This window comes from Ensifer sp. GW823-FHT05D09 (genome assembly GCF_058795755.1).
In genome coordinates this window covers 347,489-365,466 of sequence record NZ_JBXAIA010000004.1, presented here as the reverse complement: position 1 = coordinate 365,466, position 17,978 = coordinate 347,489, and the positions used below count along the sequence as shown (strand labels likewise).

Annotated in this window: 14 protein-coding genes; 12 read left to right on the top strand and 2 right to left on the bottom strand. The window is 62.4% G+C overall.

What is annotated here, in order from left to right:
* The first annotated feature begins 279 nt into the window (after positions 1 to 279).
* The 12 genes from AC1Q80_RS15805 (at position 280) to AC1Q80_RS15750 (ending at position 16,868) form a co-directional block, all read left to right on the top strand.
* The gene (locus AC1Q80_RS15805; RefSeq protein WP_234941688.1) at positions 280 to 1,347 is read left to right on the top strand and encodes a LacI family transcriptional regulator; all 1,068 of its coding nucleotides are present in this window, start codon (positions 280 to 282) and stop codon (positions 1,345 to 1,347) included.
* A gap of 26 nt (positions 1,348 to 1,373) precedes the next feature.
* The gene (locus tag AC1Q80_RS15800; protein ID WP_492361039.1) at positions 1,374 to 2,120 is read left to right on the top strand and encodes a transporter substrate-binding domain-containing protein; all 747 of its coding nucleotides are present in this window, start codon (positions 1,374 to 1,376) and stop codon (positions 2,118 to 2,120) included.
* Between the two features lie 77 nt (positions 2,121 to 2,197).
* On the top strand, positions 2,198 to 3,853 hold the full coding sequence (locus tag AC1Q80_RS15795) for an amino acid ABC transporter permease (protein WP_492361038.1): 1,656 nt from the start codon (positions 2,198 to 2,200) through the stop codon (positions 3,851 to 3,853).
* A complete protein-coding gene (locus tag AC1Q80_RS15790; RefSeq protein ID WP_492361037.1) occupies positions 3,834 to 4,541 on the top strand; it encodes an SDR family oxidoreductase in 708 nt (235 codons plus the stop codon). The genes AC1Q80_RS15795 and AC1Q80_RS15790 overlap by 20 nt, the downstream gene beginning before the upstream one ends.
* A gap of 17 nt (positions 4,542 to 4,558) precedes the next feature.
* Positions 4,559 to 7,591: an aminotransferase class III-fold pyridoxal phosphate-dependent enzyme gene (locus AC1Q80_RS15785; RefSeq protein ID WP_492361036.1), complete on the top strand. Its 3,033-nt coding sequence runs from the start codon at positions 4,559 to 4,561 to the stop codon at positions 7,589 to 7,591.
* 202 nt (positions 7,592 to 7,793) lie between these two features.
* Positions 7,794 to 8,942, top strand: a complete 1,149-nt coding sequence (locus tag AC1Q80_RS15780) for an ABC transporter ATP-binding protein (RefSeq protein WP_492361035.1) — start codon at positions 7,794 to 7,796, stop codon at positions 8,940 to 8,942.
* Positions 8,943 to 8,962: 20 nt separating this feature from the next.
* Positions 8,963 to 10,195 (top strand): ABC transporter substrate-binding protein, encoded by a 1,233-nt coding sequence (locus tag AC1Q80_RS15775; RefSeq protein ID WP_492361034.1) that lies wholly within the window; start codon positions 8,963 to 8,965, stop codon positions 10,193 to 10,195.
* Between the two features lie 19 nt (positions 10,196 to 10,214).
* On the top strand, positions 10,215 to 11,171 hold the full coding sequence (locus tag AC1Q80_RS15770) for a carbohydrate ABC transporter permease (protein ID WP_173421809.1): 957 nt from the start codon (positions 10,215 to 10,217) through the stop codon (positions 11,169 to 11,171).
* The gene (locus AC1Q80_RS15765; RefSeq protein WP_209789557.1) at positions 11,164 to 11,976 is read left to right on the top strand and encodes a carbohydrate ABC transporter permease; all 813 of its coding nucleotides are present in this window, start codon (positions 11,164 to 11,166) and stop codon (positions 11,974 to 11,976) included. The genes AC1Q80_RS15770 and AC1Q80_RS15765 overlap by 8 nt, the downstream gene beginning before the upstream one ends.
* Positions 11,977 to 11,979: 3 nt before the next feature.
* Positions 11,980 to 13,683, top strand: a complete 1,704-nt coding sequence (locus tag AC1Q80_RS15760) for an amylo-alpha-1,6-glucosidase (protein ID WP_492361033.1) — start codon at positions 11,980 to 11,982, stop codon at positions 13,681 to 13,683.
* A gap of 14 nt (positions 13,684 to 13,697) precedes the next feature.
* Entirely contained in the window at positions 13,698 to 14,732 is a 1,035-nt protein-coding gene (locus AC1Q80_RS15755) for a LacI family DNA-binding transcriptional regulator (protein WP_209789559.1), read from the top strand.
* Between the two features lie 123 nt (positions 14,733 to 14,855).
* Positions 14,856 to 16,868 carry a beta-galactosidase gene (locus AC1Q80_RS15750; protein ID WP_492361032.1) on the top strand — a complete coding sequence of 671 codons (2,013 nt, stop codon included), beginning with the start codon at positions 14,856 to 14,858 and terminating at the stop codon, positions 16,866 to 16,868.
* Between the two features lie 45 nt (positions 16,869 to 16,913).
* Here AC1Q80_RS15750 and AC1Q80_RS15745 read toward each other — a convergent pair whose 3' ends face one another.
* Both AC1Q80_RS15745 and AC1Q80_RS15740 read right to left on the bottom strand, forming a co-directional pair.
* Entirely contained in the window at positions 16,914 to 17,408 is a 495-nt protein-coding gene (locus AC1Q80_RS15745) for an SRPBCC family protein (protein ID WP_492361031.1), read from the bottom strand.
* A gap of 1 nt (position 17,409) precedes the next feature.
* Entirely contained in the window at positions 17,410 to 17,793 is a 384-nt protein-coding gene (locus AC1Q80_RS15740; protein ID WP_492361030.1) for an ArsR/SmtB family transcription factor, read from the bottom strand.
* Between the last annotated feature and the right edge of the window lie 185 nt (positions 17,794 to 17,978).

The window sequence follows — 17,978 nt, the reverse complement described above, 5'->3', positions numbered from 1 at the left end:
GCCTTTTTCATGCGCGCCGAATCTGTTGTGCCGCGCCAACGATCAGGTTGAGGGGGCGGTTCCAGGGCGCGCGCCGCGCGGCCTGCCTCCACTGTTCGTCACCAATCACCGTCCCGCTCGCGCTGGTGCGCAGGTCTATGGTCGGTCCCTGTGACCGAACGTTCTTGCGCGGTAGAACTTCTCCCCACGTCAAAATAAAAACGTTTTTATTTTTCTTGAAAACGTTTTTATTGGCTGTTACGCATATGTGAAGAGTGAGCCAAGGGCCTGGGAGGGTGCATGGCAGCGCATATGCATAAAACCCGGCGGGCACCGGCGCCAACGATCAAGACGCTGGCCGAGATCACCGGCTATTCCATAGCAACCATCTCAAAAGCGCTCAGGGAATCGCCTGTCGTTGCGCCCGTGACCCGCGACCTCATCTTCAAGGCGGCGCGCGACGTCGGTTATCAGGCGAACGCGCGCGGCATGGCGCTTCGTACCGGAAAGAGCTTTCAGGCGGCCGTGCTGATGCCGGTGACGGCCGCGCGCGACTACGAGTGGGACGGTGTCGAATATACGCAGATCTTGAGCGGCGTCAGTCAGGCACTTGATGGTACTGACTACCGCATGTCCGTGCACGTCATCCGCGATGCTGCCGACGGTGCTGAAGCCGCTCGCCGCATCGTCGATCAGGGGCTTGCCGACGGCTTGATTTTTTCGGGCATTCTTGCCGACGACCCGCGCATCGATCTGCTGGTCGATCATCATTTCCCATTCGTCTCGATGGGACGTTGCCGCAAGGATCTGGACTACGCCCATGTCGATATCGACAACGAATGGGCGGCCCATGCTGCGACCGCGCGGCTGATCGCCGGCGGCCATCGCCGCATCGCGCTCGTCAATCCAGAACGCCGGTTCTCCTATGCGATGGACAGGTTGGACGGCTTCGCTCGCGCCTTCCGCGAGGCGGGGATTGCCGCGTCTGCCGATCTGATTGTCGAAGGTGACCTTTCCACCCATTTCGGCCGGCAGAGCGTGATCGACCTGCTGCAGGCAGCCGAGCCGCCGACCGCCTTTGTCTGCATCAACGAATCGACGACGCTCGGCGTGCTTTCGGGGCTCGGCAGCCTCGGAAGGCAGGTGGGCGTCGATGTCGATGTCATCGCCTATGACGACATCAACGTCAGCGCCTATTTCACCCCACCAATCACCACATTCTACCAACCGATCGAGGTCCTCGGGCGGACCCTCGGACAGTTCCTGCTGAAACGCATGGAGGGTGAGGACCCGAAGGCGCTCAGGCAGGTTTTCAGGCCAACGCTGATCGAACGACAGCCAGACAATCTCGGCGGCAGGCTGGCCTGAGTTTTTACCATCCAAGGAGGAGAACCATGAAAAAACTGATCATTGCGCTGACCTTTGCAACTCTTTCCGCAAGCGTGTCCCACGCCGCCGATCTCGGCGGCAAATTGCTCAAGGTGGGGTCCGACACGACCTCGCCGCCGATGGAAAGCGTCGATCCGGCAACCGGCCAGATCGTCGGCTTTGACGTCGATGTGGTCAATGCGGTCTGCGCCAAGATCAACTGCCAGGCCGAGTTCATCACCACCGGCTGGGACGGCATCTTCGCAGCCCTCGATCAGGGCAATTTCGACCTGGTCGCATCGGGCGTCTCGATCACCGAGGAACGCAAGAAGGCGATGGATTTCTCCGATCCCTACATCGTCAACAGCCAGGCGGTGCTGATGCGTGTCGAAGACCAGGACATCACGCTCGAACGCTTCAAGGACGCCGGCAGGAAGCTGTCGGCCCAGGCGAACACCACCGATGCGCAGGTGGCGGAGAGTGTCGTCGGTAAGGACAACGTCGCCGCCTATGACACGTTCAGTGCCGCGATCATCGCGCTCAAGAACAAGGACGTCGACGGCGTCGTCATCAATGGTGCCAACGCTGCGGCGTACGAGCGCGAATTTGCCGGCGAACTGGTGGTGGCGATCAAGGATCTTGAATCCGATCCGCTTGGCCTGGTCTTCCGCAAGGGCGACGAGAACATTGCCGCCTTCAACGAAGGCCTGAAGATGATCAAGGACGACGGCACGCTCGACCAGCTGGTCAACAAGTACTGGGGCCTGAAGTAAACCGTCCGCAATGTCCCCGGAGCGCCATAGGTGCTCCGGGATCACAGCCTGTTCCATTCGATACCCCGGAGGAATGAATGTCGTTCCTGAGAAGCGTGCGTCCGAGCAATCTCATCATCCTGACCGCGCTGCCTTTCATCATCTATCTCTTCGTGTCCTCCGGAGACTACCAGCGGTCGCTTCGCGCCATTCTTGGCGTCGAGAACGGTTCGTCGGCGTTCGTGCCCGGCTTTCTCGCTCTGGCCGTTGCCTTCTCGGCGGGGCTTTGCGTACTCCTGTTTTCGCGGGCGAAGGCAAGCCGCCCGAAATGGGCGGTAGCCGCGGCCGTACTGAATGTTGCGGCAGCAGGTGTCCTGCTCTTTGGGCATAACATTCATCCCTTCATTGCCTCGGTGGTGGCAAACGGCGTCGATGCCTTCAAATCGGAGCTGATCGTCAAGGGGGTGACGCCACGTCAACTGACCGAGGCGGCCGATCTGTGGGTGCGAGGCGTCGAGGGCTGGCTGTTTCCAGCCTACCTGCTTTTGACCCTTCTCGGCCTTGGACTGTTTTTCGCGGGCGCGCGTGCCGACGAACCGGTCGACAGCCCGTTGCGGCGGGTGGGGCGCTGGATCCTCGGCGTCGTCAACGGCGCCGGCCTGATCTTCGTGTTCTTCTTCGCCCATATCGCCTTTGCCGCCGGCGTGGCGACCACCATCCGCGCGGCGATTGCCGCCTATATTCTGGCCGCGGTGCTGGGCCTCGTCTGGGTCGGCCTCCTGCAATTGCACTCGACGGTGCGCACCAGTCTCTACTTCGCCGTGGCGACCCTGGTCCTCGCTCTTGTGGCCGGATGGTTCCTGCTGCAGCCGCGCGACACCTACGTGCTCGCCGGCACGCTTCAAGGCAAGGTCGGCATCGTCACCAATACGCCGGCGGGTCTGATCAGCGCCGTGCGCTTCGGCCAGTATGACGGCGCGCCGCAGACGGAGACGCCGGTGCGCACCTTTGTCGGCCCGACCGAGGCACTTGCCTCGATCGCGAAGAACGAAGGCGTCAGTGCCGCCTTGCTGCCTGCCGCCACTGCGCCCGCCGATCTCCCGGTGCTTTGGAAAACCGAGGCGCTGAACGATCGCGACCGCGCGACCGGCATCACCATCGCCGTGCTTGCGATCATCCTCGGCCTTTTGACCTTCGGCGGCTATCTGCATCAGCGCCATCCGCTGGCGATTGGCTCGGAATTCATCGTCGATACCATTCGCGGCATTCCGATGCTGGTGATCGTGCTCTATGTCGGCTTGCCGCTCAGCGGCGCGTTGAAGGACGCCACGCAGGGCGTGCTCGATCCGCCCAACCTGGTGCGCGGCATCGTCGCCATGGCGCTTGCCTATTCCGCCTATCTCGCCGAAATCTTCCGCTCCGGCATCAACGCCATTCCGGTCGGCCAGGTCGAGGCGGCGCGCAGCATCGGCCTCAATCGCTGGCAGACGGCGCGGCTTGTCATCCTGCCGCAGGCCTTCCGGATCATCATTCCGCCGCTCGGCAACGAGCTGATCGCCATCCTCAAGGACACTTCGCTGCTGTCGATCCTGTCGATCCGCGACATCACCCAGCGCATGCGCGAGTTCCAGTCGGCGAGCTTCCTGCCGTTCGCGCCTTATAACTCCGCGGCGATCTTCTACATCTTCCTGACGCTTGCCGCGGCGAGCCTCGTGAACATGGTCGAGAGAAAATATGACATCAAGCATCGATAGCTTGGGGGAGCGGGAGCGCCGGACGGTCCTGATCACAGGCGCCTCGCGTGGCCTCGGCCGCGAACTTGCGACACTTTATGAGGCCGACGGTTGGCGCGTCATTGCCTGCGTCCGTGGGTCGGCGTCTGTCGACGGCGGTATAGAAACGCAGTCGCTCGACGTCTCCGACCCCGCGTCGATTACGGCCCTCGGCAGGACACTCGAAGGCGTGGCGATCGACGTCCTGATCAACAATGCCGGTATCCGCGGCGATACGGGTGGGCTTTCGACGCTCGACGGAGGCGACTTCGTCGAGGTGATGCGCATCAACGCGCTCGCTCCCTTGCTGCTGGTGCAGGCCCTGCGGGCAAACCTTCTGGCGGGAGAAAGCCGGGTTGTCGCCAACATCTCCAGCCGCGCCGGGTCGCTTGCCGAAGGCACGCTCGACGATGATGACGGTGACTACGCCTACCGCTGCTCGAAAGCGGCCCTGAACATGGCAACGGTGAAGCTGGCGCAGGATTTGCGCAAGGATGGCATCACCGTGCTGTCGCTGCATCCCGGCTGGGTGAAGACCGACATGGGCGGCGACGAGGCCCAGGTGCCGGTGGCGACGAGTGCAGCCGGATTGAAGGCAAGGATCGATGGGGCGGATATGGCCGATAGCGGCAGCTTCCGCGGCTACGACGGACGACGGATTTCATGGTGACGGGACGAGCAGCAGGCATGACACAGAATGATTTGAAGGCAGAGCAGGAACTGGCGGCCATCCGCGCATTGCTCGTCGAGGCCTACGGTATTGAAGGGGATGTCTCACCGCTTCCCGGCGAGCACGACCTCAACTACCGCGTCCGCGCGCAAGACGGCGAGCAGTATCTCCTCAAGCTGCATGCGCCTGATGATGCCGACGACCTCGGCATGCAGGTTGCGGTGCTCGGCCACCTCGTGACAACGGCGCCTGATCTGTCTGTCTCGCGGCCGGTTCTGGCCCGCAACGGAGTGTCGACGGTGAATGTCGTCGTGCGCGGCGAGCGTACCGCTCGGCTGCTCACCTGGCTCCCAGGCGATATCTGGGCGAAATCTTCGTCCAGAACACCGGCCAGTGCGGAAACGCTCGGGGAGCTGCTCGGCCGGCTCGATCGAAGCCTTGAAGGCTTTGCCCATGCCGGCACGAAGCGCGTCTATGCTTGGGATATCGGCCGCGCGGACATTCATCTGCAGCATGTGGACCTGATCGATGGCGACGAAAAGCAGGCTGCGGTGCGCGCGATCCTTGAACGGTTCGCTGCATTCGTCCTTCCAAGCCTCGAAGCATGCCCGCGCCAGGTCATTCACAATGACGCCAACGACTATAACGTGCTGCTGGACAACGAGGGGCGGGTCAGCGGACTGCTCGATTTCGGCGATATGGTCGAGACCTGGCGCGTCGTCGAGATTGCCGTCGCTGCAGCCTATTCGCTGATCGGCGCCAGGGATGCGGTCGGCACGATCGGCGCACTCACCGGCGCCTATCACAGCGTAAATGCAATCAGCGAGACCGAAGCAGGACTGATCTTCGACCTCGTTCGCACACGCTACGCCGTCAGCATGTGCATGGCGGCCAAGCAGATCCGCGACAATCCTGAAAACACCTACCTGCTTGTCAGCCAGGACGACGTCTGGCGCGAGCTGCAGCGCCTGGAACGCGAGAACCGGGCTGTCGCTATTGCCCGCATCCGTGACGCCTGCGGCTTTGCGCCGGTGGCGCATGCGGCTGACGTCATGGCCTGGCTGGAGCGGAATGCCCACGATTTCTCGGCCATCGTCAAGCCGGCCGTCGCAAAGCCGCAAGTCGCCGTCTTCGATTTCTCCGCCTCCAGTTCCGAGGTTGAGCAATGGGCGGTACTGGATGCCCAGGCGGCTGAGGCGCGGATCGCGGCCTTTATCCGCGAACAGAATGCCGATTTCGGCATCGGCGTTTATGGCGAGGATCGCGGGATCTATCGGGGCGACGCCTATGAAACGGCGATTTCCGATGAACGCCGTTCGATCCATCTCGGCGTCGACCTCTTCGCACCGGCGGGTGAGCCGGTGCATGCACCATTCGCCGGCAAGGTCGCCTTCCTTCACGACGATGCCGTCGCCTTCGGTTTCGGCCCGACTGTGCTTTTGGAGCATATCACCGATACCGGCGACATCTTCTGGACGCTCTACGGCCATCTGTCGCGCGAGACACTCGCGACGTTGGCGATCGGCCAGCCTGTCGCCAGGGGCGAAAGCTTTGCGGCGCTTGGCGCATCCGAAGAAAACGGCAACTGGGCGCCGCATCTGCATTTCCAGCTGGTGACCGACCATCTCGGGCTTGGGGGGCGCATGTTCGGCGTCGGCGTGCGCGATCAATGGCAGGTCTGGCGGGAGATAAGCCCCGATCCGAGCGTCGTGCTTGGTCTACCGGTCCCGGCCGCCGTCATCGTCGCGCGCGACAAGGACTTTCTCGTGCGCGAGCGTCATCGCCGCATCGGGCGCTCGCTCAGCATCGCCTATAGCGCCGCACCGCTGAAGATCGGCGGCGGCGAAGGCGCGCATCTGATCGACGAGGATGGCACCCGTTGGCTCGACATGGTCAACAATGTCTGCCACGTCGGCCATTGCCATCCGCGCGTCGTCAAGGCGGCGCAGGCGCAGATGGGCAAGCTCAACACCAACTCCCGCTATCTGCACGATACGCTGGTCGAATATTCGACGCGGCTCGCCGCGCTGTTTCCCGATCCACTCAACGTCTGCTTCTTCGTGAATTCCGGCAGCGAGGCCAACGATCTGGCGCTCCGACTGGCGCGCGCCTATACCGGAAACCGCGACGTCATCACCGTCGATCATGCCTATCATGGCCATCTGTCGAGCATGATCGACGTCAGCCCCTACAAGTTTGCCGGCAAAGGCGGCGAGGGGCGTCCGGCACATGTGCAGGTCGCGGAAATGCCGGATCTCTATCGCGGCCGTTATCGCTACGGCGATGCGGACGCCGGCCGCAAATATGCCGACGACGTACGCAACCAGGTGCTGGCGCTCGCCGCCAACGGCCGCCGCCCGGCGCTGTTCTTCAGCGAGGGCATTCTGGGAACGGGCGGGCAGCTGACATTGCCGGAAGGCTATCTGCGCGAAGCCTATGCCCATGTGCGCGCCGCCGGCGGCCTGTGCCTTGCCGACGAAGTGCAGGTCGGCTTCGGCCGCGTCGGCAGCCATATGTGGGCGCACCAGACGCAAGGGGTGGTCCCGGATATCGTCACCATGGGCAAGCCGATCGGCAATGGGCACCCGATGGCGGCCGTCGTCACCACCGAGGCGATTGCCGCATCCTTTGCCAATGGCATGGAGTATTTCAACACCTTCGGCGGCAATCCGGTCTCTGCCGAGATCGGACTTGCGGTGCTCGACGTCATTCGCGACGAGCGGTTGATGCACCATTGCCAGGTCGTCGGCATCAGGCTGATGGAGGGCGCCCGGGCGCTGGCCAAGCGCCATGCCATCATCGGCGATGTGCGCGGCTACGGTCTCTTCAACGGCATCGAACTGGTGCGTGACCGCGAGACGCTGGAGCCGGCGGCAAGCGAGCTTGATTTCATCATTGCCGAAATGAAGCGCAAGTACCGGATACTCTTGAGCAGCGAGGGGCCGCATCACAACGTGCTGAAGGTGAAGCCACCGGCGCCATTCAGCGCCAAGGATTGTGATTATTTCCTCGAGGCTCTCGACGAGACGCTCGGGCGCCTAAGCCCTTGATCAAAATGCGATACGGCCGGTCATGAACCGGCCGTATCGCATTTGACCGCTCTTATCGTGCACAGCAATTTCCTGAGTGCCAATTTTTTCCCTTTACAACGAAGTTAAACGTTTTTATCGTCCATATAAACGTTTAACACGAACGTACGGCAGGTGACTATCGAGCCGACTGCCGCAATGTTCGCCATCAGGGGAGGGCCCGTTGGCAGCTATCCGTATTGAAAATCTGCGCAAAGGCTTTGGTTCGCTCGAAGTCTTGAAGGGCATCAATCTCGATATCGCCGACGGCGAGTTCGTCTGCTTTCTCGGGCCATCCGGTTGCGGCAAGAGTACGCTCCTGCGGTCGATCGCCGGTCTTGAGGAGCTCGATTCCGGTTCGATCCGTCTGGGCGATCGCGATATCACCGATCTGCGCTCGGCCAAGCGCGATATCGCCATGGTCTTCCAGAATTACGCGCTCTATCCCCATATGAACGTGCGCAAGAACCTGTCCTTCGGCCTGGCGCTGAACGGCATGAAGCGCGACGAGATCGATCGCCGCGTCAACAACGCAGCGGACATCCTGCGCATCTCCGAGCTTCTGCACCGCAAACCCCGGCAGCTTTCCGGCGGCCAGCGCCAGCGCGTTGCCATCGGCCGCGCGATCGTGCGCGAGCCAAAACTGTTCCTGCTCGACGAGCCGTTGTCGAACCTCGATGCCGGCCTGCGCGTCACCATGCGTGTCGAGCTCGCCGCTCTCCATGAACGGCTTGGCGTGACGATGATCTATGTCACCCACGACCAGGTCGAGGCGATGACGCTGTCGGACCGCGTCGTCGTGCTGGACAAGGGCAAGGTCAGCCAGTTCGGCACGCCGCTCGAGCTGTTCTACCAGCCGGCCAACCTGTTCGTGGCCGGCTTCATAGGCTCGCCGAGGATGAATTTCGTCACCGCGAACGTGGCCCGCCAGGATCGCTCGGAACTGACGCTTTCGGGCGGCGGCCTGGTGCGTGACCTGACGGTCGAGACACTGTCTTCGGCTGTCGTCGCCAAGGACAAGCCGGTCACGGTCGGCATCCGCCCGGACAAGCTCGAACTGGTTTCACCCGAGGAAGCCCATCTGGTTGGCGATGTCCGTCTGGTCGAGCGCCTCGGCACCGAAAGCCACGTTCACATCGGCCTTGAGAACGGCTCCGACATGACCGCAGTCGTGCGTGGCACCCATCCGGTTGCCAACCGCGAGCGCATCCATCTACGCATTCCGCCTGAGCATTGCCACCTGTTCGATGCCGACGGCAAGGCGATTGCGCGGGCGCTCGATCCCGAGACGCAGGTGCTGATCAATCAGGAAAAAAGCAAAAGGGTCGCGTGACCCGAATGAGGAGGAGAAGCATGCAGAACAAGACGAAGTCGCTCATCGGTTCGCTCATGGTATTGGCGATGGCCGGCGTTGCCACGGCCCGCGCGGAGGAGACCTTGCGCTTTGCCACCTGGGACACGGACGAGAGCCTGGCGATCCAGCAGGCAATCGCCAAGAAGTTCGAGGAAAAGCACCCGGGCGTGAAGGTTCAGGTCGAACCCTACGCTGACGGCTACGATCAGAAGCTGATCGCCGCTTTCGGCGCCGGTAGCCCGCCTGATGTCATGTATATGTGGAACTTCCCGCAGTACTACACGTCGCTGATGCCGCTCGACGATCTGATCGCCAAGGACGCTGCCGAGATCAAGCCGGACGATTTTCCTCAGGGCCTGATGAACACCACGCGCGTCGAGGGCAAGACCTACGGCATGCCCTCGGGCTTCACCACCCAGGTCGTCTTCTTCAACAAGGACATGTTCGCCAAGGCCGGCGTCGAGGAGCCGAAGGACGGTTGGACCTGGGACGACCTGCGCGCAAAGGCTGCGAAGTTTCGTGACGAGCCGAACAAGGTCTACGGCTTCGCCGTCGATGCCAAGCCCGATCCTTACGACTTCGAGCAGTTCCTCTGGTCGAACGGTACCAAGTATATCTCCGACGACGGCAAGCAGATCGACGGCTACATGAACAGCGATGGAGCTGCTCAAGTCCTCGACATGTTCGGTGACATGGCCAAGAAGCAGGAAGCGATCACGCTCAACCTTGGTGACGACACCTCGGGCAGCACGCTGTTCAAGGGCGGCAAGATCGCCATGTTCCAGAGCGCCATGTGGTCGAAGTCCGGTATCGACGCGTCGGGCATCAAGTACGGCGTGGCACCGCTGCCGAAGTTCGGCGACAAGACCGCCCATTCCGCGCTTGGCGTGTCGGCGATCTCCATCGCCAAGGATGCAGCCCATCCGGACCTCGCCTGGGAGTTCGTCAAGTTCTTCTCGTCGCCTGAAGCCGTTGCCATGCGGACCAACGACCTGCCGGTGCGCACTAGCGTTGCGCAAGAGAAGGGCATGACCGCGGATCCGATCTACAAGCCGTTCTTCGATATTCTCGCGACCTCGAACACCGAAACCCATGCGTTCCTGAAGAACGCCAACTGGGGCAAGGTGCAGGACAATCTCGCGCGCGCCATCGAGGCAACCATGATCGACCAGGGCAACGCCAAGCAGCATCTCGACGATGCCGTCAGCCGTTCCAAGCGGCTGATCAAGTAAGCAAAGGGAGTACGGGGAGATGGATATGACCTATGCCGGGGCAGAGCCCAAGGTGGCAAGGCGCAAGCGCTCCGCCATCGCGCGCCATGCTGCGCCCTATCTGTTCATCTCCCCGTGGATCCTCGGGTTCCTGTTCTTCACGCTCGGACCGCTGGTCTTTTCGCTGACGATGAGCTTCTACGACTGGCCCGTCGTCGGTGAGCGGACCTTCGTCGGTCTCGATAACTACCGCACGATGATAATGGACGACCCGCAGTTCTGGGAGAGCCTCTGGATCACGGTGAAGTTCGCGGCGATCTACGTGCCGTTCAACATCGTCATGTCGTTCCTGCTGGCCTTGATGCTGCACAACATCACCTTTGCCAGCGGCTTCTTCCGCACGGCCTTCTATCTGCCGAGCGTCATTTCCGGCGTCGCACTGGTGACGATCTGGAGCTGGATCTACAGCAAGGAATACGGCCTTCTGAACTTCATGCTGTCGTTCGTCGGCATCGACGGACCGAACTGGCTCGGCGATCCGAATCTCGCGATCGTCGCGATCATCATCGCCAGCCTCTGGGGTCTCGGCGGCACCATGCTGATCCTCCTGACCGGCCTCAAAGCCATCCCGAAGGAACTTTACGAGGCAGCGACCGTGTCGGGCGTTCCCGGCTGGGCGCAGATGCTGTTCATCACCTTGCCGATGCTCGGGCCGATGCTGCTCTTCACCTTCATCACCTCGATCATTTCCGCTTTCCAGCAGCTGACCATCGCCCTGCTCCTGACCAAGGGCGGCCCGCTCGGCTCCACCTATTTCTTTGCCATGTATATCTACGACAACGCCTTCAAGTATTTCGACATGGGTTATGCCGCCGCCGGCTCCTGGGTGATGTTCATCATCGTGCTCGCGCTCAGCCTCGGCGTCATGCGCTGGTCGGCCGCCTGGGTCTATTACGAAGGCGAAGTCCGCCAGAACGATGGAGAAGGCCATGCGTAAGACGCTGCTCTATTCCGCGCTGATCCTGCTCTCGGCGCTGTTCATCGCGCCGTTCTACTGGACCTTCATGACGGCGATCAAAAGCACCGCCGATCTCTACCAGTTCCCGCCGGTGTTCTGGCCATCGGAATGGCATTGGGAGAACTTTGCGGCCGCCTGGAACAAGCAGCCCTTCGGCACCTATCTGAGCAACTCGCTCATCGTCGTGGTGTTCTCGACCATCGGGCAGCTGATCTCGAGCTCGCTGGTTGCCTATGGTTTCGCCCGCTTCCGCTTTCCCGGTCGCGATCCGCTGTTCATCGTGCTGCTCGCCACCATGATGATCCCGTGGGACGTGAAGATGATTCCGCTCTACATGGAATTCAACATGCTCGGCTGGATCAACACGCTGAAGCCGCTGATCGTGCCGGCCTATTTCGCCGACGCCTTCTTCGTCTTCCTGCTCCGCCAGTACATCATGACCGTGCCGATGGAGATCGACGAGGCGGCCCGCATGGACGGGGCCAACGCTTTCGACATCTATTGGCGCATTCACCTGCCGCTGATGATGCCGGCGCTGGTGCTGGTCGGCACCTTCCATTTCATGAACGCCTGGAACGACTATCTCGGCCCGTTGATCTTCCTCAACGACCAGTCGAAATACACGCTGACGCTCGGGCTTTCGATGTTCAAAGGCCTGCATGAGGTCGACGTCACCTCGATCGCCGCGATCACGGTGATCCTCTGCCTGCCGCCGCTCGCCCTCTTCTTCGTCGCCCAGCGCTACATCATGGACGGCGCGGTCGGCTCGTCGGTGAAGGGATAAGCGATGCTGTTCGATATCGAGCATATCCCCTTCAGCCGGCGGGGCCGGTTTCTGACGCTGTCGATGATGAAGGTTCCGGGCGGCGATGGCACTCGCGCCCTCTACCTGCGCTTCGTTGCCGGTGGCGACGAACGGCCGTCGCTGGGGCGCCTTTGCCGCGTCGAATTCCTCGATGCGGCGGGCAAGCCGGCCGAGGCGACCTTCGAGCTTTCGCCTGAGCGTCTGGTTGCCAACGTTGGCGCGGGATCGCTGACCTTCGCGATCGGCGAAGGCGAGCGGCTGCATCTCAGCGGCGAGAAAGCCGGTGTGCGCTTTCATCTCGAAGGGTCGCGCTACGACTACGTCTACCGCACCCCTGCCGGTGATGATTGCCTGGTGGCGGCCGTCGAAAACGTCAAGTTCATTCCCCGTGCCGTGTCGGGTACGCTCGACGTGTCGGGCGCCTGGCAGCGCGACCACTCGGCCGACGTCTCCTTCGCGTTTACGGGCAAAGGTCCGTTCGAGGGCAATGTCGATTTCTTTCACACCGTGCCGCCGACGGCGCCGCTCCAGAGCTTCACGGACGCGCTTGCCGGCACCACTGTCGAGTTCGAACAGTGGTGTGCCAATGTGCCGAAGGGTGCTGAAGGCCAGGACGAGGCGCATCGACTGGCAAGCTATCTGCTGTGGGCAAATGGTGTTCCGGTTGGCGGCCAGCTGAGGCGGCCGGCGATCTATATGTCCAAGAACCACATGATCAACATCTGGAGCTGGGACAACGCATTTTCGGCCCTGGGCGTGGCGGCGATCGACCAGGATCTCGCCTTCGACCAGTTGGCGGTGATCTTCGATCACCAGGACGCCTCCGGCCTGCTGCCCGACTACATCAACGATCGCGACGTGCTCTTCGCCTTCACCAAGCCGCCGGTGCATGGCTGGGCAGTGTCGCTGATCGCGGCACGGCATCCGGATTTCCTGACCGTTGAGCGCAAGACCTATCTGCGCGACGCGATCGCCAAGCAAGTCGACTACTGGCTGACCTGCGCCCGCGCCGATGCAACGTCGCTGCCGAGCTATTTCCACGGCAACGACAGCGGCTGGGACAATGCGACCTTCTTTGCCGAGGGCGGTCCGGTGATCTCGCCCGATCTGCCGGTGTTCCTCATTCTGGCCTGCGAGACGCTTGCGACCCTGCTGGAGAGCGATCCGGCGCGCGCCGCCGAATGGAACGCCAAGGCGGATGCCCTGCAGGCGCTGCTGTTCGAACGGCTCTGGACCGGTGAGACTTTTGGCGCGCGGCTTGCGGGCGCGCCGGACCGGATCTTGCCGGGTGAAAACCTGATCCAGTTCATGCCGCTGCTGCTGGGCGCGCGGCTGCCAAGCGAGATGCGCGAGAAGCTTGTCGCCCGTCTGGTTTCTGGCGGATTCATCACCGCCTGGGGTCCGGCGACGGAAAGCCCGAAGAGCCCGTTTTACGAGGATGACGGCTATTGGCGCGGCCCGATCTGGGCGCCGACGACGCTGCTTCTCTGGGACGGCCTTCGCCGGCAAGGGGAGATTGAGCTGACACGCGAAATCGCGGAAAAGTTCTGTTCACTGGCCAGCAAAAACGGTATGGCCGAAAACTTCGATGCGCGGTCGGGGAGGGGCCTTCGCGATCGGGCATTCGCCTGGACATCCGCAGTCTACCTCCTGCTGGCGGCATCGCTCAGCGACGACAACCCGTGATGAGCCGAGACGCCATGCAGAGACCGACGATCAAGACCATTGCGCAGGAAACGGGGCTGTCGATTGCCACTGTGTCCAAGGCCTTGAAGCATTCGCCTCAGGTTCGCCCGGAAACGCGCGCGATCGTGATCGAGGCCGCAGAGCGGGTCGGCTACGAACTCAACATGCATGGCGTGCAGTTGCGCACCGGCAAGACCTATCAGGTCGCCGCGATCATGACGGCGCCGGGGCCGAAGCAGAACGAGTGGGAAGGCGTCGAATACGCCCAGCTCTTGAGCGGCATTTCCTGGGCGCTGGAAGACAGCCCTTACCGCGTCTCGCTCTATGCGGTGCGGAATTTCGAGGAAAGCCAGGCGATCATCAAGCAGATCGTCTCGCTGAAGAAGGCCGACGGCATCATCATCTCCGGCACGCGCGCCGATGACCCGCGCATCCGCACGATGCAGGCGGCGGACTTTCCCTTCGTTACCTATGGCACCAGCGTTCACAACGCGCCGCATGCCTATGTCGATGCCGACAACGAGCAGATGATCCGCGTCTCGATGGCGCGGCTGGTGGAGCGCGGCCATCGCCGCATCGCCCTTCTCAACCCGTTGTCGGATTTGAGCTACGGCATCACCCGGTTTGAAAGCTACAGGCGCGCGCTTGAGGTTGCCGGTCTGCCCTTCGACCCGGCTCTGGTCGCGCATGGGCGGCTGACGCCGGCTTTCGGGCGGGAAAACGTGCTGACGATGTCGGATCTTTCCAATCCACCGACCGCCTATATCTGCGCCAACGAGGCGTCGGCGCTCGGCGCTTTCTCCGGCTTCCACGAGCGTGGGCTGGTGCATGGCCGCGACGCCGTCATCAATGCCACCGACGATCTCAACGTCAGCCAGTATTTTGCGCCGCCGATCACCACCTACTACCTGCCGATCAGCGAACCGAGCAGCCTGCTCGGTGCCTACATCCTGCGCCGGATGGAAGGCGAGCCGCCGGAGGCTCTGCAGACGCTTCTGATGCCCAAGCTGATCGAGCGCTGCGACGACCGCCTGACCCCGAACCGCTGAGACCGAACACGACAACCACACGACTGACGCCGGATGATATAAACGTTTATATCCCCAAAGGCGCTCGCATCGAAGACAAAGCGCCGGGTAAAGCCGGCCGAAAGCATGACGAAGGATCCGATCTTGCATATGCCCCTGACGCGACCGAACCGTTTCAACGCCGACAAGCAGGAGACCGACATGCTGGAACTCGGCGTCTGCTACTATCCGGAGCAATGGCCGCGCGAAAAATGGGAAGACGATGCCCGCCGCATGGTCGAACTCGGGCTCGCCTGGGTACGCATCGGCGAATTCGCCTGGGCGAAGATCGAGCCGAGGCCGGGCGAGTTTCATTGGGAGTGGCTGGATGACGCGATCGACGTGCTCGGCAGCGCCGGCCTGAAGGTTATCCTGGGCACACCGACCGCAGCGCCACCGAAGTGGCTGATCGACCGGCACCCCGATATCCTGCCTGTCGACGTCAACGGTGTCGTGCGCAAGTTCGGCGCCCGGCGTCACTATTGCTTCTCCAGCCGCGTCTACCGCGTCGAGGCAGCCCGGATTACCGACGCCATGGCCGAGCGATACGGCAGACACGCCTTCGTCCATGCCTGGCAGACGGACAACGAATATGGCGATCACGACACGATCTACAGCTATTCCTCAGAAGCCGAGCGGGCCTTCCGGCTGTGGCTCGCCGAGCGCTACGGCACGACCGAAGAGTTGAACCGGGCCTGGGGCACGGCTTTCTGGGCGATGAACTACAACAGCTTCGACGAAATCGAGCTGCCGAACAATCTCGTCGAAGAACCGAGCCCGACCCATATCGTCGACTTCATCCGCTTCTCTTCCGACCAGGTGAAAAGCTTCAACAAGGCGCAGGTCGACATCATCCGCGGCCATGCGCCGGGCCGCCCGGTGACGCACAACTTCATGTCGCACAACACCGACTTCGATCACTACAAGGTCGGAGAAGACATCGATATCGCCTCCTGGGACGTCTACCCGATGGGCGGGTTGTTGAACGGTCGGCTTTCGCCGGAGGACAAGGGTCGCTACCTGCGCGTCGGCGATCCGGACCAGCCCGCCTTCAACCACGATCTCTACCGCACCGTCGGCCGCGGCCGCGTCTGGGTGATGGAGCAGCAGCCGGGTCCGGTGAACTGGGCGGCACACAACCAGTCGCCGGCCGACGGCATGGTTCGGCTCTGGACCTGGCTTGCCTATGCGCATGGTGTCGACATGGTCTCCTATTTCCGCTGGCGGCAGGTGCCGTTTGCGCAGGAGCAGTTCCATGCCGGCCTCCTGCTTCCCAACAGCGAGCCCGACCAGGGCTATCTCGAAGTCGCGCAGGTTGTGGAAGAGATGAAGCGACTGCCGAAGGGCGAGGCGCGCAGCAAGGCCAAGGTCGCGATCCTGCTCGACTACAACTCGCGCTGGGCGACGCGCGCCCTGCCGCAGGGGCGAACCTATTCGGCCGCAGCGACGGCGCTCGACTGGTACTCGACCGTCTCGCGGCTCGGCGTCGACGTCGATTTCATCGGCCAGCATTCCGACCTCGACGGCTACCAACTGGTGCTGGCGCCTGACCTCGTCATCGCCAACCAGGCCTTTGTCGAAAAGCTGGCGAAGTCCGAAGCCAAGGTGTTGTTCGGACCGCGCAGCGGCAGCAAGACCGAAGACATGCACATCCCCGACGGCTTGCCGCCAGGCCCGCTTGCAGCCCTTATCGATATCTGCGTCGCTCGCGTCGAATCCTTGCCGGAGTTCCATGGCGAGACCGTACTTTACGGCAACGAGACCTATCCGTCCGGCATCTGGCGGGAGACGGTGCGCACCAGCGAGACGGTGCTGGCGACTTTCGAAGGCGAGTACCGCAATGGTGCCCCGGCCCTCGTCGGCAACGACAAGGCGCGTTATATGGCGGCGGCTGCCCAGGGTGACCTGCTCAAGAAGGTGATCAACGATGCGCTGGGCTGGGCTTCGGTCGAAGCGCTTGCCGATCTCGGCGATCTGCGCATCACCCGCCGCGGCAAGCTGAACTTCGCCTTCAACTACGGCAAGGAGGCAGCTGACGTGCCAGCCGGCACTGGCGCGACCTTCCATGTCGGCGGCCGCAAGCTCGCTCCCGTTGACGTCGCGATCTGGACGGAATGAGAGTTGGACCATGGGCGGATCATTCCGCCCATGGTCATTCCATGACTATTTCACTGGTTCGGAGGCAAGAATGCCCTCGAGGCGGTCGTAGCCGATCGCAATGCCGCTCTCCATCGGTGACTTGAGGACCGCATCGCGCGCCTCCGTCGAGGAGTAGACGACAGCCGTCGTCACCGTGGTGCGCCCGCCATCCTCCACAAAATGGGTCGTCACTTCAGTCCGGCCGCCGGTCCAGTCCTCGTCGAACAGTTCTTCGTGGACGATGCGATCAGGCGCATCGATCTCGCGATAGGTGCCGCCCATGCCCATCTCTGTGCCCTCAGTGTTCTTCCAGACATAGCGAAACGTTCCGCCGGGTCGCAGGTCGATTTCGCAGACGGGCAGCGACCAGCCGTCCGGGCCAGTCAGCCAGCGCTTGACGAGCGCCGGTTTGGTGAAAGCGTCGAAAACCAGCCGGCGCGGCGCGTCAAACGTGCGGATGATGCGAATTTCCCGGTCGCCGTGGGCTGTGACAACCAGCTTGTTGGACGTTGCACGCATGTCAGTCCTCCCTAGTGGTGAAATCGGTGGGGTTCCCGGCCGATCCGTGAGCCGCGGCGTCGGCCTTCAATTCCTCAAGCAGCGTGTCGAGACGGGCGAAATTCGCTTCCCAAAGCTTGCGATATTCCGCCAGCCAGTCGGTCGCCTCGGTGAGTGGATCGATCTCGATCCGGCAGGGACGGCGCTGCGCGTCGCGGCTGCGCGAAACCAGCCCGGCGCGCTCCAGCACCTTCAGGTGCTTCGACACCGCCGGCTGGCTCATGGCGAAGGGTTCGGCAAGTTCGAGAACCGATGCCTCGCCCAGCGCCAGGCGGGCAAGGATGGCGCGCCGTGTCGGATCGGCGAGGGCGGAAAAGGTGGCGTCGAGGCGTTCAGATGGGGTCATCAACATAACCGATGAGTTTTAGAACTAAATGGTTATGTTGTATTCCGTAGCTGGAGTCAAGACAACAGGGAAGGGTAAGGGCCGCTGCGTGTTCAGCGGGCGTTGCCGACGGGGTGCATATGCATCATCCTGCAAGTTGTGGAAGAGGCATGTTGCAGCCCCGTTCTGCGCTGCCGCGGGCTATG

Excerpts from the sequence above, each read along its gene's own strand:
- AC1Q80_RS15775 (WP_492361034.1), top strand. The coding sequence starts at position 8,963 with ATGCAGAACAAGACGAAGTCGCTCATCGGTTCGCTCATGGTATTGGCG.
- AC1Q80_RS15805 (WP_234941688.1), top strand. The coding sequence starts at position 280 with ATGGCAGCGCATATGCATAAAACCCGGCGGGCACCGGCGCCAACGATC.
- AC1Q80_RS15770 (WP_173421809.1), top strand. The coding sequence starts at position 10,215 with ATGGATATGACCTATGCCGGGGCAGAGCCCAAGGTGGCAAGGCGCAAG.
- AC1Q80_RS15745 (WP_492361031.1), bottom strand. The coding sequence starts at position 17,408 with ATGCGTGCAACGTCCAACAAGCTGGTTGTCACAGCCCACGGCGACCGG.
- AC1Q80_RS15755 (WP_209789559.1), top strand. The coding sequence starts at position 13,698 with ATGCAGAGACCGACGATCAAGACCATTGCGCAGGAAACGGGGCTGTCG.
- AC1Q80_RS15795 (WP_492361038.1), top strand. The coding sequence starts at position 2,198 with ATGTCGTTCCTGAGAAGCGTGCGTCCGAGCAATCTCATCATCCTGACC.
- AC1Q80_RS15760 (WP_492361033.1), top strand. The coding sequence starts at position 11,980 with ATGCTGTTCGATATCGAGCATATCCCCTTCAGCCGGCGGGGCCGGTTT.
- AC1Q80_RS15790 (WP_492361037.1), top strand. The coding sequence starts at position 3,834 with ATGACATCAAGCATCGATAGCTTGGGGGAGCGGGAGCGCCGGACGGTC.
- AC1Q80_RS15765 (WP_209789557.1), top strand. The coding sequence starts at position 11,164 with ATGCGTAAGACGCTGCTCTATTCCGCGCTGATCCTGCTCTCGGCGCTG.
- AC1Q80_RS15740 (WP_492361030.1), bottom strand. The coding sequence starts at position 17,793 with ATGACCCCATCTGAACGCCTCGACGCCACCTTTTCCGCCCTCGCCGAT.
- AC1Q80_RS15785 (WP_492361036.1), top strand. The coding sequence starts at position 4,559 with ATGACACAGAATGATTTGAAGGCAGAGCAGGAACTGGCGGCCATCCGC.
- AC1Q80_RS15800 (WP_492361039.1), top strand. The coding sequence starts at position 1,374 with ATGAAAAAACTGATCATTGCGCTGACCTTTGCAACTCTTTCCGCAAGC.